General features: G+C 68.4%; 25 protein-coding genes, 1 tRNA gene and 1 pseudogene. 16 read left to right on the forward strand and 11 right to left on the reverse strand.

Annotated elements, in window-relative coordinates; all coding sequences use genetic code 11:
* Positions 1-218: 218 nt before the first annotated feature.
* Genes ACWDV4_RS00440 through ACWDV4_RS00450 form a run of 3 tightly spaced genes read left to right on the forward strand, consistent with a single transcriptional unit; the run spans position 219 to position 1,086 of the window.
* Positions 219-491: a hypothetical protein gene (locus ACWDV4_RS00440; protein WP_449973654.1), complete on the forward strand. Its 273-nt coding sequence runs from the start codon at positions 219-221 to the stop codon at positions 489-491.
* A complete protein-coding gene (locus tag ACWDV4_RS00445; protein WP_449973656.1) occupies positions 488-811 on the forward strand; it encodes a hypothetical protein in 324 nt (107 codons plus the stop codon). The genes ACWDV4_RS00440 and ACWDV4_RS00445 overlap by 4 nt, the downstream gene beginning before the upstream one ends.
* On the forward strand, positions 808-1,086 hold the full coding sequence (locus ACWDV4_RS00450; protein ID WP_449973657.1) for a hypothetical protein: 279 nt from the start codon (positions 808-810) through the stop codon (positions 1,084-1,086). Before ACWDV4_RS00445 ends, ACWDV4_RS00450 begins: the two co-directional genes overlap by 4 nt.
* A 9-nt stretch (positions 1,087-1,095) precedes the next feature.
* Here ACWDV4_RS00450 and ssb read toward each other — a convergent pair whose 3' ends face one another.
* The gene (gene ssb / locus ACWDV4_RS00455) at positions 1,096-1,737 is read right to left on the reverse strand and encodes a single-stranded DNA-binding protein (RefSeq protein ID WP_449973659.1); all 642 of its coding nucleotides are present in this window, start codon (positions 1,735-1,737) and stop codon (positions 1,096-1,098) included.
* Positions 1,738-1,912: 175 nt separating this feature from the next.
* Between ssb and ACWDV4_RS00460 the strand changes: the two genes are divergently transcribed.
* The gene (locus ACWDV4_RS00460; protein WP_449973661.1) at positions 1,913-2,902 is read left to right on the forward strand and encodes an alpha/beta hydrolase; all 990 of its coding nucleotides are present in this window, start codon (positions 1,913-1,915) and stop codon (positions 2,900-2,902) included.
* A gap of 121 nt (positions 2,903-3,023) precedes the next feature.
* Positions 3,024-3,096 (forward strand) — tRNA-Arg (locus ACWDV4_RS00465).
* Between the two features lie 206 nt (positions 3,097-3,302).
* Here ACWDV4_RS00465 and ACWDV4_RS00470 read toward each other — a convergent pair.
* Both ACWDV4_RS00470 and ACWDV4_RS00475 read right to left on the reverse strand, forming a co-directional pair.
* Positions 3,303-3,392, reverse strand: a pseudogene (locus ACWDV4_RS00470) (excalibur calcium-binding domain-containing protein); the annotation flags it as partial.
* Between the two features lie 483 nt (positions 3,393-3,875).
* Positions 3,876-4,442: a TetR/AcrR family transcriptional regulator gene (locus tag ACWDV4_RS00475; RefSeq protein WP_449973662.1), complete on the reverse strand. Its 567-nt coding sequence runs from the start codon at positions 4,440-4,442 to the stop codon at positions 3,876-3,878.
* A gap of 75 nt (positions 4,443-4,517) precedes the next feature.
* On the opposite strand from ACWDV4_RS00475, the gene ACWDV4_RS00480 reads away from it, so the two are divergent.
* Positions 4,518-6,383, forward strand: coding sequence for an ABC transporter ATP-binding protein (locus tag ACWDV4_RS00480; RefSeq protein WP_449973664.1), 1,866 nt, complete (start codon positions 4,518-4,520; stop codon positions 6,381-6,383).
* A gap of 52 nt (positions 6,384-6,435) precedes the next feature.
* Here the strand turns inward: ACWDV4_RS00480 and ACWDV4_RS00485 are convergent, their stop codons facing one another.
* Together ACWDV4_RS00485 and ACWDV4_RS00490 are read right to left on the reverse strand one after the other, a co-directional pair.
* Complete coding sequence (locus ACWDV4_RS00485) at positions 6,436-7,083, reverse strand: alpha-ketoglutarate-dependent dioxygenase AlkB (protein WP_449973665.1); 648 nt, start codon at positions 7,081-7,083, stop codon at positions 6,436-6,438.
* A gap of 106 nt (positions 7,084-7,189) precedes the next feature.
* Positions 7,190-9,358, reverse strand: coding sequence for a carbohydrate-binding module family 20 domain-containing protein (locus tag ACWDV4_RS00490; protein WP_449973666.1), 2,169 nt, complete (start codon positions 9,356-9,358; stop codon positions 7,190-7,192).
* A 341-nt stretch (positions 9,359-9,699) separates the two neighbouring features.
* On the opposite strand from ACWDV4_RS00490, the gene ACWDV4_RS00495 reads away from it, so the two are divergent.
* The 4 genes from ACWDV4_RS00495 (at position 9,700) to ACWDV4_RS00510 (ending at position 13,398) form a co-directional block, all read left to right on the forward strand.
* On the forward strand, positions 9,700-10,215 hold the full coding sequence (locus ACWDV4_RS00495; RefSeq protein ID WP_449973667.1) for a hypothetical protein: 516 nt from the start codon (positions 9,700-9,702) through the stop codon (positions 10,213-10,215).
* A 517-nt stretch (positions 10,216-10,732) separates the two neighbouring features.
* Positions 10,733-11,692, forward strand: a complete 960-nt coding sequence (locus ACWDV4_RS00500; RefSeq protein WP_449973668.1) for a hypothetical protein — start codon at positions 10,733-10,735, stop codon at positions 11,690-11,692.
* 187 nt (positions 11,693-11,879) lie between these two features.
* Positions 11,880-12,485, forward strand: a complete 606-nt coding sequence (locus tag ACWDV4_RS00505; protein WP_449973669.1) for a cysteine hydrolase family protein — start codon at positions 11,880-11,882, stop codon at positions 12,483-12,485.
* Positions 12,486-12,492: 7 nt separating this feature from the next.
* Complete coding sequence (locus tag ACWDV4_RS00510) at positions 12,493-13,398, forward strand: GlxA family transcriptional regulator (protein ID WP_449973670.1); 906 nt, start codon at positions 12,493-12,495, stop codon at positions 13,396-13,398.
* Between the two features lie 49 nt (positions 13,399-13,447).
* Here ACWDV4_RS00510 and ACWDV4_RS00515 read toward each other — a convergent pair whose 3' ends face one another.
* The 3 genes from ACWDV4_RS00515 to ACWDV4_RS00525 all read right to left on the reverse strand — a co-directional run bounded on the left by ACWDV4_RS00515 (position 13,448) and on the right by ACWDV4_RS00525 (position 15,699).
* Complete coding sequence (locus ACWDV4_RS00515; RefSeq protein WP_449973671.1) at positions 13,448-14,221, reverse strand: lysophospholipid acyltransferase family protein; 774 nt, start codon at positions 14,219-14,221, stop codon at positions 13,448-13,450.
* Between the two features lie 85 nt (positions 14,222-14,306).
* A complete protein-coding gene (locus ACWDV4_RS00520; RefSeq protein ID WP_449973673.1) occupies positions 14,307-15,233 on the reverse strand; it encodes an alpha/beta fold hydrolase in 927 nt (308 codons plus the stop codon).
* Complete coding sequence (locus ACWDV4_RS00525; RefSeq protein ID WP_449973674.1) at positions 15,226-15,699, reverse strand: hypothetical protein; 474 nt, start codon at positions 15,697-15,699, stop codon at positions 15,226-15,228. Before ACWDV4_RS00525 ends, ACWDV4_RS00520 begins: the two co-directional genes overlap by 8 nt.
* Before the next feature lie 183 nt (positions 15,700-15,882).
* Between ACWDV4_RS00525 and ACWDV4_RS00530 the strand changes: the two genes are divergently transcribed.
* From ACWDV4_RS00530 to ACWDV4_RS00545, 4 genes are all read left to right on the forward strand, one after another.
* Positions 15,883-16,329 (forward strand): VOC family protein, encoded by a 447-nt coding sequence (locus ACWDV4_RS00530; protein WP_449973675.1) that lies wholly within the window; start codon positions 15,883-15,885, stop codon positions 16,327-16,329.
* 68 nt (positions 16,330-16,397) lie between these two features.
* Positions 16,398-17,297 carry a pyridoxamine 5'-phosphate oxidase family protein gene (locus ACWDV4_RS00535; RefSeq protein WP_449973677.1) on the forward strand — a complete coding sequence of 300 codons (900 nt, stop codon included), beginning with the start codon at positions 16,398-16,400 and terminating at the stop codon, positions 17,295-17,297.
* A gap of 2 nt (positions 17,298-17,299) precedes the next feature.
* The gene (locus tag ACWDV4_RS00540) at positions 17,300-17,491 is read left to right on the forward strand and encodes a ferredoxin (protein WP_449973678.1); all 192 of its coding nucleotides are present in this window, start codon (positions 17,300-17,302) and stop codon (positions 17,489-17,491) included.
* Positions 17,488-18,660, forward strand: coding sequence for an NAD(P)/FAD-dependent oxidoreductase (locus ACWDV4_RS00545; protein WP_449973679.1), 1,173 nt, complete (start codon positions 17,488-17,490; stop codon positions 18,658-18,660). Before ACWDV4_RS00540 ends, ACWDV4_RS00545 begins: the two co-directional genes overlap by 4 nt.
* A 187-nt stretch (positions 18,661-18,847) precedes the next feature.
* Here ACWDV4_RS00545 and ACWDV4_RS00550 read toward each other — a convergent pair whose 3' ends face one another.
* Complete coding sequence (locus ACWDV4_RS00550; RefSeq protein ID WP_449973680.1) at positions 18,848-19,447, reverse strand: CGNR zinc finger domain-containing protein; 600 nt, start codon at positions 19,445-19,447, stop codon at positions 18,848-18,850.
* Between the two features lie 277 nt (positions 19,448-19,724).
* Between ACWDV4_RS00550 and ACWDV4_RS00555 the strand changes: the two genes are divergently transcribed.
* Together ACWDV4_RS00555 and ACWDV4_RS00560 are read left to right on the forward strand one after the other, a co-directional pair.
* Positions 19,725-20,951 carry an MFS transporter gene (locus tag ACWDV4_RS00555; RefSeq protein WP_449973682.1) on the forward strand — a complete coding sequence of 409 codons (1,227 nt, stop codon included), beginning with the start codon at positions 19,725-19,727 and terminating at the stop codon, positions 20,949-20,951.
* Positions 20,948-22,105 carry a DNA glycosylase AlkZ-like family protein gene (locus ACWDV4_RS00560; RefSeq protein WP_449973684.1) on the forward strand — a complete coding sequence of 386 codons (1,158 nt, stop codon included), beginning with the start codon at positions 20,948-20,950 and terminating at the stop codon, positions 22,103-22,105. Before ACWDV4_RS00555 ends, ACWDV4_RS00560 begins: the two co-directional genes overlap by 4 nt.
* 114 nt (positions 22,106-22,219) lie before the next feature.
* On the opposite strand, the gene ACWDV4_RS00565 is transcribed toward ACWDV4_RS00560, so the two are convergent.
* Positions 22,220-22,636, reverse strand: coding sequence for a CBS domain-containing protein (locus ACWDV4_RS00565; RefSeq protein ID WP_449973685.1), 417 nt, complete (start codon positions 22,634-22,636; stop codon positions 22,220-22,222).
* A 112-nt stretch (positions 22,637-22,748) separates the two neighbouring features.
* Positions 22,749-23,189 carry a PPOX class F420-dependent oxidoreductase gene (locus ACWDV4_RS00570; RefSeq protein WP_449973686.1) on the reverse strand — a complete coding sequence of 147 codons (441 nt, stop codon included), beginning with the start codon at positions 23,187-23,189 and terminating at the stop codon, positions 22,749-22,751.
* Positions 23,190-23,312: the final 123 nt, after the last annotated feature.

The following is a 23,312-nucleotide window of genomic DNA, read 5'->3' on the forward strand; positions in this document are numbered from 1 at the left end:
TCACGTCGCCCTAGCGCTGCCGCGACCTGCCCAGCGCGGTCCCACCTGCCCCGATCGCCTTCCGAGCGTAGTCACTCGGGCACCAGCATGTATCTATCGGATGCGGCGGCCCGGCAATGCCGCCAGAGGGAACGCATCCGATCCGGGGACCACCGCCCGCCTCCCCCGCGCCCGCGCGGTGGTCCCCGTCCCACCTCCGTGCAGAGAGGAGCGTCGCCATGCTCCACGGCCAACCGATCACCCTCGTCGAGCACCGCCGCGACTGGCGCACCCTGGGCCGACGCTGTGTCTGTGGGCTGAGATGGCCCTGCCCGGACCGCCGCCCGTTTCCGGGGCTCGGGGTGCCCCGGGTCGGTGTGACTGCCGTACCGCGTCAGAACGGTCCCACCGTTGCCTGGTATCAACCGAGCAACGACCCGACCTGGTATCAGCCGGGCGACAACCCGGCCACGTCCCAACCGGGCGACGACCTGGGCGCGGTGCTCTGGTGACCGGCAAACCGTTCGTGGCGAGCGACGTGCTCACAGCCTGGGTCCACGAACGCGTCACCACCGGCACCCTCATCTCCCTGCCCGATACCTACTACCTGCCCAGTGCTGGCCAGTTGTGGCTGGAGGTCGACCGGGTCGGGTCGATCTCCCGGTGTGGCGACATCGCGTACGTGACGGTCGTCGGCTGGGACGTGGCTCGACGCGCTCGCGGGCAGCAGGTTTCCCGCGAAGTGCAGGTCAGGCTGGACGCGCTACACGTACCTGGCGTACTGGTACACCCGTTCCCGCCGCTGGACGACGGCCACGACCCCGACCGATGATCACGCATACGGCGATTCCACGTCTCTGGCTCTGTCGCGGATGTGGTGGCCCGTGGCCATGTGGCACCGCCCGACTGAGCTTGCTGCGCGAGTTCGCCCATGACCGGGTCGGGCTCTCCGTCTACCTGGCCGGCCTGTACGTCGTGGCGCTGACCGACCTCCACCCGATGGACCCTGCGTTGATCTACGGCCGGTTCCTCGGCTGGGTGCCGAGGAGAGTCCGGTCCCGGGGTGAAGACGGGTGCCCCGACATCCCGTCTTCACCCCGGCGTTGATCTGCTTTATCAGGCCGGCACCGGCAGGGCGGCCGGCTCGATGTCCTCTTCCTCGATGCCTTCATCGACGTCCAGCGCACCGATCCGAACGTCAGTGGTGGAACGCTGGCCGAGAACCGGCGGATAGCCGGCAGCCGCCGGGGAGACCGGCATCTCCGAGAGATCGTCGTCGAACGGGCGGTCGTCGTGCCGAGTCGGAGCCTCCTCCTCCGCCACCAACTCGGCGATCTCGCCGTGGACTCGGGCCTCGGCCTCCTCGTCCTCGATCGAACTGGTGGTCATGCTCGGCCGGTTGCGCTGGAACTTGCCCCGCCCCCGGGACAGGTCGTGCCCCACGGCGACCGCCTCCAACTCGTAGAGGGTGCGGTGGTTGCCGGCGTCGTCAACCCAGTCCCGGGTGTACAGGCGCCCGGCCACCACCACCGGATCGCCGACCATGATCGAGGAGGCGACCCCCTCGGCGAGCTTGCGCCAACAATTGACGCGTACCCGAAGGCTGTTTCCATCTACCCACCGGCCGCTCTCCCGGTCGAACCGGCGGGCGGTCGAGGCCACCTTGAAGTTGGCCACCAGCGTGCCGCTCTGCGTGGTACGCCGCCACTCCGGCGCGGTGAGTACGTTCCCCACCACGGTCACATACGTATCGAACATCGCCCCTCCACAGGGTTCCGGTTCCACGGTTCGAGTCGACTCGTCGCACAGCGTGGACCGTGGTCCCCTGCCGCCGCGACCACTCCGACGCGAGCTGTGGACAACCGGGGCACCTGTGGAAAACAACCTGATCATGCACTTATCTGCTACGGCTACCGCGAGGTAACGTCGCAGCGTGGAACCGGATGTCCTCGGCACGCCGTACGAGTGCCACACGATCGACCTCGGGCAGGACGATGAGGGCCCGGTGGTGGCCACCCTCGTCCGGTGCCGCGCGGAGCAGCCCAGCCGGCGAGCCGTGCTCTACGTACACGGATTCGTCGACTACTTCTTCCAGACGCACCTGGCCGACTTCTTCACCGAACGCGGCTGGGACTTCTACGCCCTCGACCTGCGCAAGTACGGCCGCAGCCTGCTCCCCCACCAGACGCCCAACTTCTGCCGCGACCTGAGCGACTACTTCCCGGAGCTGGACGAGGCGGCCCGGATCATCCGGGACGAGGACGGCCACGACACCCTGCTGACCGTCGGGCACTCCACCGGTGGCCTACTCACCGCGCTCTGGGCGCACGCCCGACGGGACGCCAACATCGTCGACGGGGCATTCCTCAACAGCCCCTTCTTCGACCTGAACGTCCCCTGGCTGGTACGTCGACCGCTGGCGGCGACCGTCACCTGGCTCGGTCGTGGGTCGCCCTACCGGGCCCTCCCGATCCGGCTCCCCAACGTGTACGGCCAGAGCCTGCACGCCACCCAGCGCGGCGAGTGGAACTACGACCTGGCCTGGAAGCCGCTCGTTGGATTCCCGATACGGGTCGGCTGGCTGGCCGCCATCCGCCGGGCCCAGCAGCAGCTACGGGCGGGGCTGGCGATCCCCGTACCGGTAATGCTGGCCTGCTCGACGCGGAGCTTCCGGGGGGCCAAGTGGCATGATTCGGCGGCGCTGGCCGACTCCGTACTCGACGTCGAGCACATGGTCCGCTGGGCCCCTCGACTGGGACGGCACGTCACCCTTGTCCGGTTCGACGGCGGCATGCACGATCTCACGCTCTCCGGACCGGCCGTTCGCGAACAGGTCTTCACCGAGCTGGGCCGCTGGGTCGACGCCTTCCTCACCCCAGCCGACATCCGGGCCTCGGGACCGGCCGACACCGAGAGGCCGTAAAAAACCTGGTGCTCGTCAGTGGCCGGTCTGTAAACCTAGGATGTGCTGGCCGGACGGTCACCCCCCATCCAGCCGGACGACCAGCCGGCGGCTTGGGTAACCTTCTGGCGCACCACACCAGGCGCCCGTAGCTCAGCGGATAGAGCAGGAGACTTCTAATCTCAAGGCCGCAGGTTCGAATCCTGCCGGGCGCGCAGCAAAATCCCAGGTCAGCCCCTATGGCAACTTCTCAACGCGCAGCGCTTGAGGGCCCACAGTTGAAAGATCAGTTGAAAAACTCCTCCAGTTCCGCTCACGCGTCCCTGGCCTACCCGTCCCAGCCCGGGGTCCTACGACGTCCACAGCAGGGATCCCATCTGTTTGGCCACGTCGTTCTTGATCTTGTCCACGACCGTCGTTCTCAGGCGACTCCGGCACCGTCCCGGTCGAGCTTGCGGGAGTAGCCAGGACTGGCTGCGGTAAATCCGGCTTTGCCAGCTTCCCGTACCGCCGCACAGTTCGGGTGTTACCTCTTGCCGCTCCGGGGTTTCTTGGTCGTCTTCTTCGACGTCGGGGTCGACGCTTTTCTCGTTGGACTCACGGTCTTGGTGGCAGTCGTCTTGGGCGGTGCCGGCATGGTGGTGGTCAGCGTGCCGGGCACCCCTGGCGACGGAGTCGGGCTCGGTGAGGCTGTGGGCGTCGACGAAGCACTCACCGTCGGCCGAGTCGGCTGCGTTGTCGGGTCGGCGGCCCCCGCTCCGCAAGCGTTCATCGTCAGGGTGATGGGCAGCGCGGCAACCATCAGGGTCGCACGGAGTCGTCGATTCGGCACCGGCCAAGTTTCGCACCAGCGCACAATGCCGCAGGCGCATGGACATCGATGCCGGCATGGCTGCGAGACCCACCTGCCATCAGGTACGGAAGCCTCGCCCGGCAGCTGAGGCGTTAGGAAGGGGCCCTTCCTATACAGAAAACGATAAGAAGGGGCCCTTCCTTACACCGGGGCGATGGCTTTGTCGACGGTGCGGACGACCAGGCGGAGCACCTCGTGCCGGGAGGCTCCGGTCTCGGCGAGGTAGCTCCAGCCACTGTAGAGCTGGGACCAGAGCACGCTCTGCAGCCAGGAGGCTGGCAGTTCCGGGTCGAGTGAGCCGTCCTGATGGCCCCGCTCAACCATCGCGGCGAACTGGGGGTCGCACCCGCCCTGGTCGCTCTCCAGCGGATCACCAGCGAGTTGCGGATCGTTGAAGAGCAGCGACAGCAGGTCGCCTAGGTCGAAGTACTCGTGGCAGAGCCGGCGTAGCGCCTCGGCACCGGTGCCCTCGCCGAGGCGGGCGCGTTCGGCCGCCTGGTTGATCCGGGCCACGCTCTCCGCGCTGATCGCGGCCAGCAGGTCGGACCGCTCGGGGAAGTAGCGGTGCAGGGTGGTCCGACCGACGTCCGCCGCGACGGCGATCTCGCCCAGGGTGGCGGCGGAGTTCTGCCCGAGCACCTCGATGGCGGCTTCGACGATCGCCTGGCGGGTGCGAACCCGACTGCCACTTTCCCTCACGTCACTCACCCGATGAGGTTAGCAACCACCCCTAAACGGAAATCTCTTTGACCGTAGTGGAACATGCATGTTCCACTAGAGGGCGTGAATGATCCGAAACAAAACGCGTCTCTTCCGCGACTTCGGCTTCTCCTCTCCTTCATCACCCCGCACTGGCGGGTGTTGCTGCTCGGACTCGTACTCGGCCTCTTCACCAACGCCATCGGGCTCGCCACCCCGATGGTCACCAAGTGGGTCCTCGACACCCTCGGCGCCTCCGCGTCGATGACCCAACCGATCGCCGTACTGTTGGCGCTGGTCATCGTGGGTGCGGCAATCTCCCTGTGGCAGTGGGTGCTGCTGGGCACCCTGGCCGAGCGGGTCGTACTGGACGCCCGTACCTCGGTCATCCGGCGCTACTTCGCCGCGAAGATCGGCGATCTGCTCAAGCGGCCGAGCGGCGAGCTGGTCACCCGGGTCACCTCCGACACCGCACTCCTGCATCAGGCGTCCGGCAGCATCGTCGGCCTGATCAACAGCACCCTCGCCCTGATCGGCACCCTGGTGCTGATGGGCGTGCTCGACCTCGTACTGCTCGGCAGCACCCTGGTCGCGGTGATCATGGTCGCCATCATCATGGCGACGCTGATGCCCTCGATCGCCAAGGCACAGGAGGCGGCACAGGAATCGGTCGGCCGACTCGGCGGATCACTTGGGGGTGCGCTGCGGGCGATCCGTACCGTCAAGGCGAGCCGGGCCGAGGTCCGACAGAGTGAGCGGATCATCGCGGACGCCCGGGACTCGGCCGCGCACAGCGTACGGGCCGCCCGTCGGACCGCCTCGGTCTGGACGATCGCCTGGACCGGCATCCAACTGGCGATCATCGCGATCCTCGGCATCGGTGCCTGGCGCGCGCAGCTCGGGCTGCTGGAACTCTCCAGCCTCATCGCCTTCCTGCTCTACGCCTTCCAGCTGATGGGTCCGATCAGCGAACTGACCCAGAACGTCACCGCCCTCCAGGCCGGCATCGCCGCCGCCTCCCGCATCCGCGAGATCGAGGCCATCGCCGTCGAACCCCAGGTGGCAACCGCCCCCACCGGGCCGTCCACAGCAGATCAGATCCGGTACGACGATTCGCCCGTGCTCGTCTTCCGCGACGTCACCGCGCGCTACGCGCCGGACACCGCCCCCGCCGTACGGGGCATCGACCTGACCATCCCCCGCCGGGGGCACACCGCCATCGTCGGCCCCTCGGGGGCGGGTAAGACGACCCTGTTCTCGCTGATCCTGCGCTTCCTCGAACCCACCGAGGGGGAACTGTTGCTCGACGGCCGCCCCTACGCGACGTACACGCACAGCGAGATCCGGGCCAAACTCGCGTACGTCGAGCAGGAGACGCCAGTCGTGCCCGGCACCATCCGGGACAACCTGCTCTTCACCCACCCCGACGCCACCGACGACGAGTTGCGGGCGGTCCTGAAGGCGGTCCGGCTGGACGAGAAGATCGATTCGCTGGACGAGGGGCTGGACACCTCGCTCTCCTCCAGCGAAGTCTCCGGAGGTCAGCGGCAGCGCATCGCCCTGGCTCGGGCGATCCTGCGTACCCCGGAGATCTTGCTGTTGGACGAGGCGACCGCGCAGGTCGACGGGCTCACCGAGGCTGCGCTGCACGACTGCATCCGGGACCGTGCCGCCGCCGGTGCCGTGGTCACCATCGCCCACCGGCTCTCCACGGTGCTCGACGCCGACAGCATCGCGGTGATGGAGGATGGGCGGATCCGAGCCCAGGGCACGCACGCCGAACTGCTCGCCACCGACGATCTCTATCGCCAACTCGTCGAGGCGCTGCGGATCGCCGACTCCCGAGAGCGTGGCCAGCAGTCGGACGACCGGAGGCGGAGCGAAGAGCCGGACGACCGGAGGCGGGGCGAGCAGCCAGACGGCGACCTCGAACTGGCGGGACGCCGATGACGGTGCCTGCCGCCTAGCTTCGCCACATCAGGCAGCGCCCTCGACGCGGCGGTCACGCGACACCGGCCGGACGGAACTGCACGCTGATGCGTGGCCCGACCGGCTGGCTGGTCTTCGGGATGGCGTGCTCCCAGGTCCGCTGGCAGGATCCGCCCATCACGACCAGGTCGCCGTGACCCAGTGGAAAACGCAGGCTCGGGCCACCATCCCTCAGGCCACCATCCCTCGGGCGCAGCAACAGTGGTCGGGGTGAGCCGAACGAGACGATCGCCACCATCGTGTCGTGTCGTGCCGACCGGCCTTTCGTGTCGCCATGCCAGGCCACACTGTCCCGGCCGTCGCGGTACAGGCACATGCCGGCGGTGACGAACGGCTCGCCCAGCTCATCGGCGTAGTGGTCGGTGAGCTGTTGACGCGCCTGGGTCAGCAGCTCGTGGGGCAGCCGCTCGTGTCCGGCGTACCAGCGCAGCAGGCGTGGCACGTCGACCTCGCGGTCGTACATCTCCCGACGCTCGGCCCGCCACTCGACGTCCCGCAGCAACGTCCGGAGCACGGCGTCGGAGCCGACCACCCAACCGGGCAGGTGGTCCACCCAGGCACCACGGGTCAGTTCGTGACGTCGGACGCGTCCGGCCAGCCGGCCCAGCGTCGGCTCGTCGGCCAGGTCCAACATCGAGGGCTGGTACGCCACGTCGGTCATTTGGGCAGCCTACGCCGTCATCGAACACTCGTTCTAAGCCGGCGGACATAACAATGGCCCCGGCCCCGCGTACCTCGGTACGCGGGGCCGGGACCCGCCGGGCCGGCTATCGCCAACTGTCGGTGAGGGTCACCGCGCCCGTCGGGGTGTAGGAGCGGTTCGCGCCGGACTCCCAGGTCACCGTGCCGTCCGGGTCCTTTTTGAGGAACTTGTATTCGAACTGCTGGCCGACCGGCAGGCTCACGCTGCCCTTCCAGGTCGGATAGCTGCTCTCGTCGGTGGTGAGGCGCACCGCGTTGGCCGGGTTCCAGGAGCCCAGCTCCGGGGCGGATCCGACCACGTAGACCTCCTGGCCGTACCAGGTGGTGACGTTGGCGTGGAAGGAGACCGCCGCGCTGCTGCCTCCGCCGCCGCCGGCCTGGTTCCAGGTGACATTGAACGAGTTGCCTCCGCTACCGGTACGGTTCGGGTCGTTCTCCCACTGCACCGAGCCGTCCGGCGAGACCTTCACCAGTTTCCACTCGAAGGACGTGTCGGCCGGGATGTCGACCGAGCCGGACCAGGCGGGATAGGTGGTCGCGTCGGTGGTCAGGTGCAGACCGTTGACCGGGTTCCACGAGCCCAGCTCCGGGATCGAGCCGACCACGTACACCTCCTGGCCGTACGAGGTCTCCACGGTGGCAGTGAAGGACGTGTCGTCCAGCGGCGGGTCGACCGGGTCGCAGCCGTCCGGGTCGTCGCACTCGGTCATCGCCTCGACGTGCAGGGCGACGCCTCGGTTGGCCGGGATGCTGGTGGTGAACGTGCCGCCAGCGACCGCGATCACGCCACCGGTGCACTCGTCGGTGGCCGCCCGGTAGGTGCCCCGGGCCACGTTGCAGTATTCGCCGTCGGGCAGGTTGGTGGTGAAGGTCCGGCTCCAGGCGCTGCCGGTGGCGTTGAAGGCGGCGTACCCCTTGGTGCCCCGGGCGAAGCCGAGCCGGCCGTTGCCGTCGGTGACGGTGTTGCCGATGCCGGTGCCCTCGGTGGCGTTACGGAAGCTCGGCATGCCGGCGACCTGCTCGTTGCGGTGCTCGCAGATCCACGCCGAGCTGGCGCAGTCGGTGGCGTTGGTGGTGCCGTTGGCGGAGCTGGGCGGGCCCTGGGCGACCACCGAGCCGAAGGCATAGCTGGACATCAGCTGGGGCGTGCCGTACGGGTGGGCCATCATGAACGCGTCGGCCAGGTAGTACCGGTCGCCGTCCTTGTAGGTCAGGGTCGGCGTCGACCGCTGGGTGTCGTGGTTGTCGATGAAGACCACGGCCTGGGCGCTGGTCAGCCCGCCGTAGTTGGGCATGCTGGTGAACTGCGCGATGTTGCCGTCCTTGAAGCCGGCGGAGACGGCCCGCTGGTAGTCGAAGTTGGTGACTCCGCCGTACGGGGCGTACGCCGTGTACGGGACGGTCTGGTCGCCGTACACCTCGTGGAAGAGGTCGGGCTTACCGCCGAAGCCGGGTACGTCGTGCAGCTTCGAGATGATGTCGGCGAGGTGCGCCTCCTGGACGTGCTTTGCCGCGTCCACCCGGAAGCCGGCGACCCCGAGGTCGATCACCGAGTTCATGTACTTCGCGATCTTGCGCCGGACGTTGGGATCGGCGGTGTTGAGGTCGGCCAGGGCGAGCAGTTCGCAGTCCTGGACCTCGCTCTTGCTGTTCCAGTTGCTGATGGTGCGGTAGCAGGGGCCGAAGTCGGCGTAGCCGTAGCTGTCTCCCGACCCGTCGTTGAAGAGGTTGGGGTATTCGTACTTGCTGAAGACGGTGCCGGCGCTGCCCGGACCGCTACCCACCGAACCGGTGCCGCTCATGTGGTTGAGCACCATGTCGACGTAGATCTTCACGCCGACGTCCCGGCAGCGTTCCACCATGTCGATGAACTCGGCTCGGTTGCCGCGCCGGGTCTGGTCCAACCGGTACGACACCGGCTGGTAGTCCTGCCACCAGGGGTAGGTCGCGCCCTCGGCGCTGGGCAGGACCACGTGTTCCTGGGGTGGCGAGACCTGGACGCCACCCCATCCGTTCGGGCCGAGGTTGGTTTCGCACTCCTGAGCCACGGAGTCCCAGCGCCACTGGAACAGGTGGACGATCGACTTGCCGTTGCTCTCGACCGCTGCCGCCGACGCCGGTTCGGGGGCGGGCGCGGCGCTGGCAGCGGGGCTGCTGGTCGGTGCGGCGAGAAGGGACAGGGAAAATCCGAGTACGGCCGCCAGGGTGGCGGCCATCGATCTACGGACAGTCATCACGCTCTCCAAGGGACGGGGGATTTCCCGGATGGGCGGGACAGCTCGCGGACTTGCAGATTTCTTGCATGTTTCGCAAGAGTTTCCACGAGTGATGCCGAGAGTAACAACTCACAGCCCGGATGTGAACCACATGTTTCGATGGATAGCCACTTGGGCAAGTCGCCTGATTTCCCGCTTTAGCCGACCAGCAGCGCGCAGCCCGGGGTCACCAGTGGTCGAAATATCTGCAATTCTTTTCATCTTTCTGTCGGGATGAGACAGTCGTATCGCCACTCAGCAGCCGATCGGCATCCGGGTTAAGGTGGTCGATACCAGGCAAGATCGGCAGAGGAGTTCTCGTGAAGCAACTCGCAAAGGGACACCGAATCGGCGTAACGGTCAGCCTGGCCCTGCTACCGATCCTCGGGGTCGGGGCGTGCGGGGTCGACGACGGTGCCAACCCCGGCGTGGCGCAATCACCGTCTGGCACACCGGTCAGCACGGCTACGAGCACCCCGGCCACGAACCCGACCACCACCCCGGCCGCGACCCCGAGCAGCGACCCGATCCGCCTACTGAAGGGACGCTGGGTCGCTCGCGGCGACTTCCCGACCGACGTCTCCTCGATAAAGGTGGAGTCGGACGGCTCGGCGGTCTACTTCACCGAGGGCGACCCACGCACCTATCGCGGCAAGCTGGAATACACCGGGGACGGCTCCACCCACCGCTACCGGCTGGCACTCACCGGCCGGGAGGACGGATCGACCGAGCCGGACAAGAAGTTGACCTTCCAGATCGAGCTGGTCAACGACGACTCGTTCACGGCCAGCATCGGGAACGGCGGGTCGAAGGACACCTACAAGAAGGAGTCCTAACCGGATGGCGGCGTGACCGGGTGACGGGGCGATCGGGTGACCGACGGATCCGTCCGCCCGGCGCGCGCCGACCTCACCACTACCCGAACCATCACAACCGGCTCTGTCCCGCCTCGCGGATGACGAACCCGCCTGGTGGATGAGGGACCCGCCTCGCGGTTGACGAGCCCGCCTCGCGGTTGACAATCCTGCCTCGCGGTTGACGGTCTGTCCGAAGCGGCTCGCCCCCCACGCCCGTCACATCGACATCCCTGAGGGCGCACGTCACCAGATGGTTGACGATGGTGCCTATCGTCTTGGGCGTGCCGCTCACGTTCTGCCGGCAACGCAACACCACATCGGACGGTTGGCCCTGCCCCGTCCGAGATCGTCGAGCGGATGCGCCGGCGCCACGTGACGGCCGAATCATGACCCAACTTCGCAATCCTGTCGATCTGGATCAGGTCACGGTGCTGTCACCACAAGCCAACGAGGCCATCCGCCGGTGGCTGGACGACTACCACAAGGAGTTCAACGAATGAGCACCAGACGCTCGCGCCCGGCGCGGGCCTTCGCCGGGCTGCTGGCCCTCGCCGCCGCCGCGTCGACCCTGTCGGCCTGCGCCACCCGCTCCGAACCCGACCAGATCATCCTCTACTACAAGTCCGGGGCCGGCGACAACAGGGAGTTCGTCGAGTGCATCGAGCCGGGCGGCTCCGGCTCCTACCCGATCGACGACGTGACCTATCCCCTGCCGACCTCCCTGCGGACCTGGAACATCCGCCCGAACGGCGGGGACACCGACCAGCCGATCCGCTCGTCGTCGAAGCCTGGCCCCGACGGTCAACCCGGCCCCGACGTGATCGTGCACGCAACGGCCGAGTTCTACCTGAACACCAACTGCGACGGCGGTAAGGACTCACCGATCGTGCAGTTCTGGGAGAAGACGGGACGCCGTTACGAGGTGGCGACCGACGGCGAGTTCTCGACCGAGAACTGGCGCAAGATGCTACTGAACACGTTGGTCCCGGCTGAGGAGAAGGCGATCCGGGAGGCAACGCGGACCCACTCCGCCGACGACCTGGACGCCAACACCAACGGCATCTGGAAGCAGATCGAAGATCAGCTCGGGCAGTCGTTCCTGGCCGAGCTGAGGACCAAGACCGGTGGGGACTACTTCTGTGGCCCGACCTTCGACCGTACCAACGGAAGCTGCCCGCCGATTCGGATCTCGATCACCGACATCGGCTTCGCCGACCCCAAGATCGCTGAGGCTCGGGCTGCGGTGTTCGCCGCCCGGCAGCAGGCCGCAGCCGACCTGATCAGGGCCGAAGCAAAGGTGCGTGAGGCCCAACTGCTGGCCCAAGCGAACAAGACCCCCGGCTACCTGGAGTTGGAGAAGGCCAAGCTGCAGTTGCAGGCCGCCCAGGCCTGTGCGGCGAACCCCAACTGCACCCTCATCGTCGGCGGCGCCGACGTGAACGTGAACGCCAAGTAGTTGCCCCCCTGATGCTGGCGTGATTCGCCCAAGTAAGTGGATCACGCCGGCCCCATCCGAAGACGGACGGCCGGCCCTTCCCGAAGACGTACAACCTGCTCGGCACCGAGCGCCGGTGACCAGATCGGTCCGGGTCGAGACATGATGGTGCCTTACCCTCGCATCGTCGCCGGACCAGGATCAGAGCGTGACCAAAGCACTTGTCGTCATCGACGTCCAGGAATCCTTCCGGCAGCGGCCGATCTGGTCGGCTGTTTCCAACCCCGACCTCGTCGCCCAGGTGGACCGCCTCGTGACCGCGGCCCGAGACGCGGGTGACCTCGTCGTCTGGGTTCTGCACGCCGAACCGGGCAGCAACACCCCCTTCGACCCGGCCAGCGGCTACGTCCGGCTGATCGAGGGACTGGTGCCGGCCGAGGACGAACCGGTCATCACCAAGACGTCGCGCAATGCCTTCACCACCACCAACCTGCAACAACTGCTCACCGCCCGGGGCATCCGCGAGCTGGTCGTCTGCGGCATCCAGACCGAACAGTGCTGCGAGACGACCGCCCGGGTGGCCGCAGATTTCGGCTTCGACGTCACCTTCGTGACCGACGCGACCGCGACCTTCCCCATCCCGCACCGGGACGCGCCGAAGGGACTCACCCCGGCCGAGATCCTGGCCGATCCGAGGACGTTGCACACCGCTGACATCGTCACCCGGACCGAGTACGCCCTGGCCGGTCGATTCGCGACGATCCGTACCGTCGCGGAACTGACCAGGCAGCTGGCCACACCGGTGAACGGCTGACCATATCGTGCCCCAGGTCGTCTTCCTGCTCGTCCCGCAGCTGCACCTGCTGGACCTCGCCGGGCCCGCCCAGGTGTTCCACACCGCTGCGGAGTTCGGGTACGACTACCGGCTCGGCTACGTGGCCGAACAGGAGGACGTGCCAACCGCCCAGGGCCTACCGGTCCGGGCCTCGCTGAGCTGGCCGGCTCTCGCACCGGAGGACCTGGTCGTCGTACCCGGTTGGCGGGCACCGAACCTCGCCCGTACCGGGCACCTCCGCGCGGACAGCCTGCGCCGGTTGGCCGACCACCACGCGGCCGGTGGCACGGTGGCCAGCGTGTGTGCCGGGGCGGACGCGCTGGGCCGGGCCGGTCTGCTCGACGGTCGACGGTGTACCACCCACCACGAGGTGCAGAACGAGTTGGCCCAGCGCTACCCGAAGGCAACCGTGGTACGCGACATGCTGTACGTCGTGGACGAGCGGGTGGTCACCTCGGCCGGCATCGCCAGCGGCATCGACCTCGCGTTGCATCTCGTCGCGATCCGGCACGGCCCCGGCGTCGCCGCCCGGATCGCCCGCGCAATGGTGGTCTACGCCCGCCGCAACGGTGACGAGCGGCAGGCCAGCGCCATGTTGCGACATCGGGCGCACCTGCACGACGTGGTGCACCGGGTACAGGATCTGATCGATGCACGGTTCACCGAGCGGCTGCCGCTGAGCCAGCTGGCGGCAGCCGGTGGGGTAAGCCAACGGACCCTGACCCGACTCTTCGGCAAGGCGATCGGGATGACACCACTGCGTTACCAGCATCTGCTCCGGGTCGAGCATGCCGAGCATCTGATTGGGCACGGTACGACGCTGGAGTCAGCCGCCCGAGCGGTCGGCTTCGAGGATGCCCGGATGCTCCGCCGGCTCCGGTCCCGCACCTGACCGTCAGGCCGCGGGCTTCGACACCATCAGGCCTCGGGTTTCCACGCCATCAGGCCTCGGGCTTCGACTCCGGCCGGTCCGGGGCCGCCGGGGTACGTCGTCCCCGCCCGTCCAGGATCGCCGCCTCTTCCGGGGTGGGTGCCGATCCGCCGAGGTGCGCCGGCAGCCACCAGGTGTCGTCCGGCCCGGCGGGCTGGTCGGGGTATTCCCGCTGGGCCTGGTCGACCAGCGCGGACAACCGGCGCCGCAGCTCGATCGTGGTGGTGCCGGCCTTCTCCGTCGCCTCGAACGGTTCACCGACCAGGATGGTGATCGGGGTGTGTCGGCGGGTCAGCGTACGGGGTCGACCCTTGGTCCACAGGCGCTGCGTGCCCCAGAGCGCAACCGGGATGATCGGCACCTTGGCCTCCCGGGCCATCCGGGCCGCACCGAGCTTGAGGTCCTTGACCATGAACGACCGGCTGATCGTGGCCTCGGGAAAGATGCCGACGACCTCGCCCCGGTGTAGCGCCTCGACGGCGGTCACGAACGCCTTCGCGCCGTCCTTACGGTCGACCGGGATGTGGCGCATGCCGCGCATCAGCGGCCCGGAGATCCGGTGGGTGAAGACCTCCTTCTTGGCCATGAACCGCACCAGCCGCCGCGACTCGTTCGCGCCGAGACCGGCGAAGATGAAGTCGAGATAGCTGACGTGGTTGCTGGCCAGGACCGCACCACCGGTGGTCGGCACGTGCTGCCCGCCCTCCACCCGTAGGCGCAGGTCCAGGACCCGGAACAGGGTCTTGGCAGCGGCGATGACAGGCGGGTACACGATCTCTGGCACGCTCGGACTCTACCCAGCGATCCTGCCGCTGTAACTGTCGCCATCCGGGATTCGTACGGACCGGGCCTACTGCGTCGACCGTCGGTCACCGACCGGCTGCCGTCTCGGTGGTGAGGAACCCGGTGACCAGCTCGGCTAGTTGCTCCGGCCGTTCCGCCACCATGGCGTGGCTGGCTCCCGCCAACTCCACCACCCGCAGGTAGGGATTCTCGTCCCGTACCCCGGTGAGCCGGGCGAACGTACCTCGCCGGTACGCCTCGTACAGGTCGTGGAAGGGCTGCTGTTCCGGCAGGTCCTCGGTGGCGAGCACGAGCAGCAGCGGGCAGCGGACCGCCCGATAGTCTCCGACCAGGTCGAGCGCTGCCATCGCCACCCGCAACTCCTCGGTGGTCACGGCACCCGGGCGCAGCGACGTCCCGCCGTCCTGGCTGACCAGGTTCCGTTCGAAGGTCGCCACCCAGGCGTCACCGGACGGGCCGCCGTAACGTTCGGCCATCATGCGCTGCCCGGCCCGTGCGGCGGCGAGCTGTTCGTCGCTGAGCGGACCCGCCATCGCACCGACCATCGCCGCGAAGAGCGTGTGCAGCCGATCCAGCTCAGCGGTGGCCCGATCATGGGCTAATCCGGCCAGTTGCTCGGGACGGCTGGGCGGCGGATTGCCATCCAGGCTCACCGCCCCCGGGCACTCCGGGTGCCGCCGAGCCCACCGGGTCGCCACCATGCCACCGAGGGACACTCCTGCCACTGCCGGCGTACCGAGGCGGAGTTCGTCGGCCACGGCGTCGAGATCATCGAGTACGGCGTCCCACGCCCAGGTTCCGTCGCCGGACCGGCCATGGCCGCGCAGGTCCACCGTGACCACCCGGTGCGCCGGCTGAAGTGCCTGGGCCAGCACCTGCATGCTTTCGAGGTTGGCACCCGCACCGTGGAGCAGCAGCAGCGGACTTTCGTTCCCGCCGAAGTCCCGAGCTGCGATCGGCACGGGTCCTGAGGTGACCAGCAGGTCATGCACGTTTCGACTGTCCTTCCAGTTGGATGAGGCGGTCCCGCACTGAGGCCGACACCACGCCACCGTCCGGGTGGCGGGCCAGTTTGCCGCGGTTGACCAGGTCGTGGACACCCTGCCGGGTGATGCCGAGCATCGCGCCAGCCACCGCGTACGGCACCGACTCGGCGGTCGGGTGGCCGACCCGCCACGCCACGACCCGTCCCAGCGGTGTTGTCCACCAGTCGGCCGGTGGCTGGAACGGACCATCCCCGGGGTAGAGCGTGGACATCAACCGGACGATCGCCATGGTGGCTTCCTGGTCGTCGCTGTCGAGGATCCGGGCCACCCAGGTCTTGGCGCGGTTTCCGACGACGGTACGCAGTGCGTCGACGGTGTCGTCGCCATCGAGCAGGATCTCCACCGGGTCGAGCAGCCGGATGTCGACTAGTCGGATCAGATGTTCGGTGAGCTGTTCGCGGGTTGGCAACATCGGCCGACCTCCTCTACTTGACAGCAAGTGTCAAGCACTTGACGTCTGACGTCAAGTAGTCGACAGCCGCGTGATCCACATCATTCGAGCCTTCTAATGCCGGATACGACTTGCTTCCGTAAGAAGTCATACCCTAACGTTCTCACGCCTAGCCAACATGCAAACCATTAGAATGAGGCTTTCATGACCACCTTCCAGACTGGACACGTCGGACTGAACGTGACCGACCTCGACCGCTCGATCGCCTTCTACCGGAAGGTCTTCGACTTCGAGACCCTTGGTGAGTCCCGCGAGGGCGACCGACGGTTCGCGTTCCTCGGCCTGGACAGCAAGCTGATGTTGACCCTCTGGCAGCAGAGCACCGGCGAGTTCGCCACCGAACTGCCCGGCCTGCACCACCTCTCGTTCCAGGTGCCCGACATCGACGCGGTACGCCGCGCCGAGACGGTCCTCCGCGAGATCGGCGCTCCCCTGGCGTACGACGGGGTCGTCGCACACGGCGAGGGAGCCTCCTCCGGCGGCGTCTTCTTCACCGATCCGGACGGCATCCGCCTGGAGATCTACGCCCCCGCTGGCGCGGAGAACGCCCCCGCCCCTGCCCAGGCCGCCCCCACCTGCGGCTTCTTCTAAGTCGACCCGCCGCCGCTGCCGGCCACGACGGTGGCCCGCAGCGGCACCCCTGCTGGGAGGAGAAGCTGATGAACCACGAGGGCGAACGTGCGGCGCAACGCCGGGCTGGAGTGACCGCCGAGAACTGGGGCTCCGCCGGGGTGGCTTCCACCATCCCGCCGGTGGCGATGGACTTCCTCCGTCAACAGCGGATGCTGATGATCGGCGCGGCGGACGACACGGGTGCGGTGTGGGCGAGCCTGCTGGCCGGCGCACCGGGATTCGCCGACCCGACCAACGAGCGCACCATCGCGATCAATGGCCGCACCGGCCCCGAGGATCCGCTCGCCGGCCTCTTCGAGACCGGGCGGGACCTCGGCATACTCGCCATCGAACCGCAGAGCCGGCGGCGGATGCGGATCAACGGCCGGGCCGTCCGCAACGGCGACCGGCTCGTGGTCCATACCCAGCAGGTCTACGCCAACTGTCCGAAGTACATCCAGACCCGGGATGTGCTCACTGACGCGCCGGAATTCGCGAGCGGGCCAGCCCGTACCGCATCGGAACTCGACGACCAGCAGCGTCGCTGGATCACCGCTGCGGACACGTTCTTCGTGGCCAGCCACTCCCGGCACGGCACCGACACATCCCATCGGGGCGGTAATCCGGGCTTCGTCACGGTCACCGGGCCCCGCCAGCTCAGCTGGCCCGACTATCTCGGCAACTCGATGTACATGACGCTGGGCAACCTCGAACTCGACCCGCGCTGCGGCCTGCTCTTCCTGGACTGGGAACGGGGTCACACGCTGCACCTGACCGGTCGAGCGCACACCGACTGGGACCCGAACCGGGCCGCCCGGCTACCCGGCGCCCAACGGGTCATCGACTTCGAGGTCGACCGGGTCGTCCAGATCAACCGGGCCACTGCGCTGCGCTGGACGTTCGGCCGCTACTCACGCTTCAACCCCGTGCTACCTGGAAAGGAATGATCATGCGTGTCCGAGTGGACATGATCCGGTGCGAGACCCACGCCCAGTGCGTCTTCGCCGCCCCGGACGTCTTCCGTCTCGACGACAACGACGAACTGGTCTACGACTCCGCGCCCGACGACTCGTTGCGGCCGGAAATCGAGCAGGCCGCCGCCGCCTGCCCGGTCCAGGCGATCCTCATCGACGAGTCATGACCAGGCAGTCAGCCAGCCCGCCCCGGCACATCGTGGTGATCGGGGCCGGGCCGGCCGGCTTCCGCGCCGCCCAGGAACTACGTGCCCTCGGCTACGACGGTGAGCTGACGATGGTCGGTGGCGAACCGCACCGGCCGTACCGTCGGCCACCACTCTCCAAGGAGTTCCTGATCGGCGCGGTGGATGTGCTGCTGCCCGACACCGAGACGCTTAACGCGCGATGGCTCCTCGGGCAGCCGGCCAGCGGGCTGGACCTGCGGCACCGGCGGGTACTGCGTGGTCGACTGCCGGCCCTACCCTTCGACGCGGCGGTCGTCGCCACCGGCGTACGGGCCCGGCGGCCGGCGGCCGTACCGGCGCTGGCCGGAATCCACACCCTGCGCGGCCTCGATGACGCACTGGCGCTGCGCGCCGAGCTACCCCGCCGCCCGACGGTGGTGGTGGCCGGTGCCGGATTCGTCGGCTCGGAGATCGCCGCCACGCTCCGCGGCCTTGGTCTGGCGGTCACCCTGGTCGGCAGCGAGCCGGTCCCCCTGCATCGGGCCCTCGGCGTACGACTCGGGCGGATGGTCGCTCGCACCCACCTTGAGCACGGCGTCGACCTGCGGCTCGGCCGTACGGTGACCGGAGTCGCCGGTACCGGCCGGGTCGAACAGGTCCGCCTCGACGACGGCACCTCCCTCCCCGCCGACCTGCTGGTCCTGGCCCTCGGCGCCGAGCCGAACACCGAGTGGCTACGCGGCAGCGAACTGCGGATCGACGATGGTGTGGTCTGCGGCCCAGACGGGCTGGCCGCACCCGGGGTGGCGGTGGCCGGCGACGTCGCCCGATGGCCGCACCCGCTGTTGGCCGGGGAACTGGTCCGCGTCGAGCACCACAGCAACGCCATCGATCAGGGCACCTTCGCCGCTCGGGCGCTACTCGACCCTGCCCGGCGGCACCGGTTCGGCGGTGTGCCGTCGTTCTGGACCCATTTGTACGACCGTCGGGTGCAGTCCGTCGGATTCACCGGTGCCGCATACGACCTACGGATCGTCGAGGGGGAACCGGACGGCCGGTTCCTCGCCGAGTACCGCCGGCACGGGCGGTTGATCGGCGCACTGACTGTCGGTCTGGTCCGCCAACTGGCCGCCCGTCGCCACCAACTTGCAAAGGAGATCGAATCGTGAACCGCGCATCCCGGTGGAACGTCCGCCACTGCCACCGTTCACCGCCGTTCACCGCCACTGCCACCGTTCACCGCCGTTCACCGCCACTGCCACCGTTCACCGCCGTTCACCGCCGCCGTGACCACCGCGGCCAAGGTACGAGCAGCCGAGGAAGCCTGGAACACCCGTGAGCCGGCGCGAAGCTGCCCTACTCGGCCCGGGTCTTCGTCCGTTCGTAGTAGCGAGCGGCCCGGGCCCGGTTGCCACAGCCACCGGAGCACCATTCCCGCCGAGGATGCTGCTTGACGAAATAGAGCACGCACCCGGGGCCCTGACAGGCGCGCAGGGCGGCCCGGTCCGGGCCGGTCAACAGGTCGACGGTGGCGGCGGCGATCTCGGCCAGCGCGGTGACCAGTGGCGGGTGGTCGCTCGTGGTGACCGCCGAGGGTCCGGACGTCCACCGCAGTTCCCGTCGGGGCGACCCGGCGCGGATCACTTGATTGACTGCGTCGATTGCTGCTGATGGTGGCTGGTCGCCCGTCACCGTCGCCTGGGCGATCAACCGGATCGCCTGCCGCAGGTCTCGGGCCACCGCCAAGTCGGCAGGACCGGCCGCAGCCAGATCGGCCTCGCCCAGCGAGGTTCCGAGTCGGTCGCTCACATCCCGCAACCAGCCGCCCAGTTGCTCTACCGTTTCCAGACCGTCGCGCAGCTGACTGCGTACCGCGTAGGTCGTGTTGGCCAACTCCAGCGGCAACGGCTCTCCGAGCAGCGGCGCACCGCCTGCGGACAACTGCACCGAATCCATGCTTCTTATGCTAACTTGCCGCCCCATGCGTCAGATCGCGTCAGCCTCCGATCGGGTCGGCATCCGCATGTCGGTCGACCGCCACCGGAGGCTCCCGTCGTAAAGTGACGCTCGTGATCCCGGTAGAGGCGATTGCCGCCGCGTACGGCCAGTGGATCACGCCTGCCCTGCCGCTCTACGGCAACGACCACGAGCGCGCCGACTTCGCTCCCTGACCGGCCCTGGCCTTTCCCGCCTCCGGTCCCTTCCCATCTCTCTCCGCTGGGAGCGTTCGCCGATGTCCGCAACCTCGACCAATCCCCCTGACTCCACTCCGGGCAGTGACAGCAGCACCGGCGCCTTCTCGGTGCTCCGGGCACCGCAGACCGCCCGGGTGCTGGGTGCCAGCCTGCTCGGCCGGCTTCCCCAGGGCGCGGCCCCACTCGCCCTGCTGATCTTCGCTCGGGAGACGATGTCTCTCACCGTGGCGGGTCTGCTCGTCGCCGCATACACCGCTGGCATGGCAGTAGGGCAACCCCTGCTCGCCCGGATCGCCGACCGATGGCGGCAACCACCGGTGCTGTGGAGCGGCGTCGCCATCTCCACCACCGGATTCGCGTTGACCGCCGCCGGAGCCGGACTACCGGCCACCCTGCTCGGCGCCGCGCTCGCCGGGCTCGGCGCACCACCATTCGAAGCCGGGCTACGAGTGCTCTGGCGCGACCTGCTTCCGGCACATCAGGTACACACTGCGTACACCTTGGACACCGCTACGCAGGAAATCATCTTCGTGGCGGGTCCGATAGTGACGCTCACCGCGACCCAGGTCGCCGGGCCGGTCGGTGGTCTGGCCGCCGCCGCGCTGTTCCAGGCCCTGGGCACCGCCCTGTTCGCCACCGCGCCTGCGGTTCGCCGTTGGCGCGGCGAGCCGGCCGTACGACATTGGGCCGGCCCGCTACGCGCCAGTCGACTACGACTGATCCTGGTCGCGTTGCTGCTGGTCGGCGCCGCCGTCGGCAGCGTCACGGTCGCGGTGACCAGTTACGCCGAGGCGGCCGGCGACCGGTCCCTGGCCAGTTGGCTGCTGGCCGCCCAGGCCGGCGGGGCACTGATCGGTGGACTGCTCTACATCCGCTTCGCCGGGCTGCGCGCCCGCAACACCCTGCTCCGGGCCACCGGCGCGTACGCCATCGGCTACCTGCCGCTGCTGCTCACCCCCGACCTGCCTGGCATGCTGGCCCTGATGTTGGTCAGCGGCCTGGCCCTCTCCCCGCTGTTGACGATCGCCTTCGTTTCGATCGACGCGGTCGCCCCAGCCGGTACGGCGGCGGAGGGCTTCGCCTGGGCCGCGACCGCCTTCTCGGTCGGCAGCGCCATCGGTTCCGCGATCGACGGTGTACTGCTGGACACCACCGGGGAGGTGACCATCGGCTTCCTGCTCGCCCCGGTCGCCGTGGCGCTGGCCTGTGTTCCGCTGCTGTTCAAGTCCAACCCACGTGGGGTGGAGGAAGGGGTCGCCCGGTGACCAATACGCTTCGGGTCGAACGTCGACAGGTGCTTGCCTACCGGATCGCTGCCCAACAACTCGACCGGGTCGAACTGCGTCCCGCCGAGTTGGCGGTACTCGACCTCGGGGTGCAGGACACCCCGTACGGCTCGGCCCGGCTCGCGCTCGCCGCCCGTACCTCCGCTGAGCTGGACGACGAGTCACTGGCCCTGGTGTGGGCAGCCCGAGGCGCGCCGCACCTGCACCGCCGCGCCGAACTGCCCCGGATCGCGAAGGCACTGTGGCCGCTCAGTGACGCGGACGCGGCAAAGCGGATCGTCAGCACCCAGATCCGGGAGGCCGGGAAGCTGGGCCTGGCAGCGTTCGAGGCGGCGGCCGATGCCTTCTCGGCGGTCGTCGCCGGGCCAACGGCCACGGGCGAAGTGGTCGGGCCGATGGCCAAGGGCGAGGTAAGCGCGCCGATGGCCAAGGGCGAGGTGAGCGGTGCGGTGACCGCTCGGGTACCGGCCGAGGTGACGTACCCGTGCCGCCCCTGCCAGGCCACCCACATCTCCGGAGCACTGTTTCAGCAGGCAGGGCTGGCTGGGGGTGTCGAACTGACGGTGGTCGGCGGCAAGACGATGATCGCTCCCGTACCGGATTGGGCTGGCCGCCCAGAGGTCGCCGCAGGTACGGCCGATCTGATCGCCACCTATCTGCGGCTGCTTGGTCCGGCAACGCTGGCCGAGGCAGCCAAGCACGTCGGCACCAGCCAGACCGAGCTACGTCCGGTATGGCCGGACGGGCTCACCGAAATGACCGTCGACGGGCGGCGGACGTGGCTACCCACCGACCGGATCGACGCGTTGCGGAACGCGCCACCGCCGAGGCTGGTCCGGCTACTGCCGGCTGGTGATCCGTACCTCTCGGCCCGGGACCGTGATCTCCTGGTGCCGGACAAGACCCGGCAGTCAGAGGTATGGCGCGTCCTCGGCAACCCCGGCGCGCTGCTGGTAGACAACGAAATCGTGGGAGTCTGGCGGGCGAAGCTCGCCGGCCGGTCCCGGCTGGAAGTCACTGTGACCCCCTTCGAGCCGCTGCCCAACCGGGTACGTTCCGCCATCGACGACGAGGCCCGAGTGCTGGCGCAGGCGCGCGGTGCCGCCGACGTACGGGTCAGCCTGGCGGAATAGCCGCCAGGTCAGCCCGGGCGAGGTAGCCACGGATCACGCCAACTCCCCGCGCCCGGGTGTTAGGAAGGGCCCCTTCCTATGCAAAAAGCGATAGGAAGGGGCCCTTCCTAACAGTTAGTTGTTCGGCTCGTCGGCGCTGATGTCGGCGAGTACGGACTGCGGCTCCCGCTCGACGGCGATGTCACCCAACGAGACCAGGCCCACCAGTCGTCCGTCTTCCAACACCGGCAACCGGCGTACGCCGTATGTCCGCATCAAGTCGGCTGCCGCCACCGCGTCGTCGTACTGGCTCACCGTGACGACGTCCTGGCTGAGGATCTGGTTGAGCGTCGCGCTGTCGACGTCCAGTTCCTCGGCGACCCCGCGCACCGTGATGTCCCGGTCGGTGACGATACCCAGTACGGCATCGCCGTCGGTGACGATTACGTCCCCGATCGCCCGGTCACGCATCTCCTGCGCGGCGGCGGTGAGCGTGTCGGTGCCGTCCATGGTCACCAGCCGGGTCGTCATGAACTCTCCGACGGTCGTCATCCTGCTCCCCTCTCGTCTCGGGCACTTCGCGTCTACCCGAGCCGAGCGGGAAGGTAACCGGATCCTGCCGGCACCTACGGGGTCGGAGTCCTGGCCGCTGCTCCGCTTCGCGCTAGCCGCGCGGTGGTGCCCCGTAGACCCGATCGACGTGCAGGTGCAGGGCGATCCGCCGGTCGGCGACCATAGCTCGCCGGTAGTCGTCCCAATCCGGGTGTTCGCCCTGGACCGCCCGGAACACGTCGATCAGTTCCTCGACGGTGGCGTCGTGCGGATCGGCCGCGACCGGGGTCAGTTCGGCGGTCACCTCGGCCACCACGTACGCCCAGCCGTCCTCGCTGCTGACGTGGAAACTGGCGCGCGGGTCACGCCGTAGGTTGGCGGTCTTCGCCCGGCCATCGGTGATCGAAACCCGGATCAGGTTCCGCTCCCGGTCGAACGCGTAGCTCACGTTGGACAGCTGCGGCCGACCGTCCCGTTTGATAGTGGCCAGTACGCCCAGGTGCCGGCTGCCCAACAGGGCCAGCAACGCGTCTTGGGTCCGATCCTCCGCCATCACGAAACCTCCGTCCGACCTGTCGCGATCAAGGCAACTCTGGGCACTCTTTCACGGAAAGTGCGGCTCTGCCATCGCAGATGACCACACTTTCCGGGAAAAAGGGGGCAGTCGGGGCGGGGG

The sequence above is a fragment of the Micromonospora sp. NPDC003197 genome (assembly GCF_053590565.1).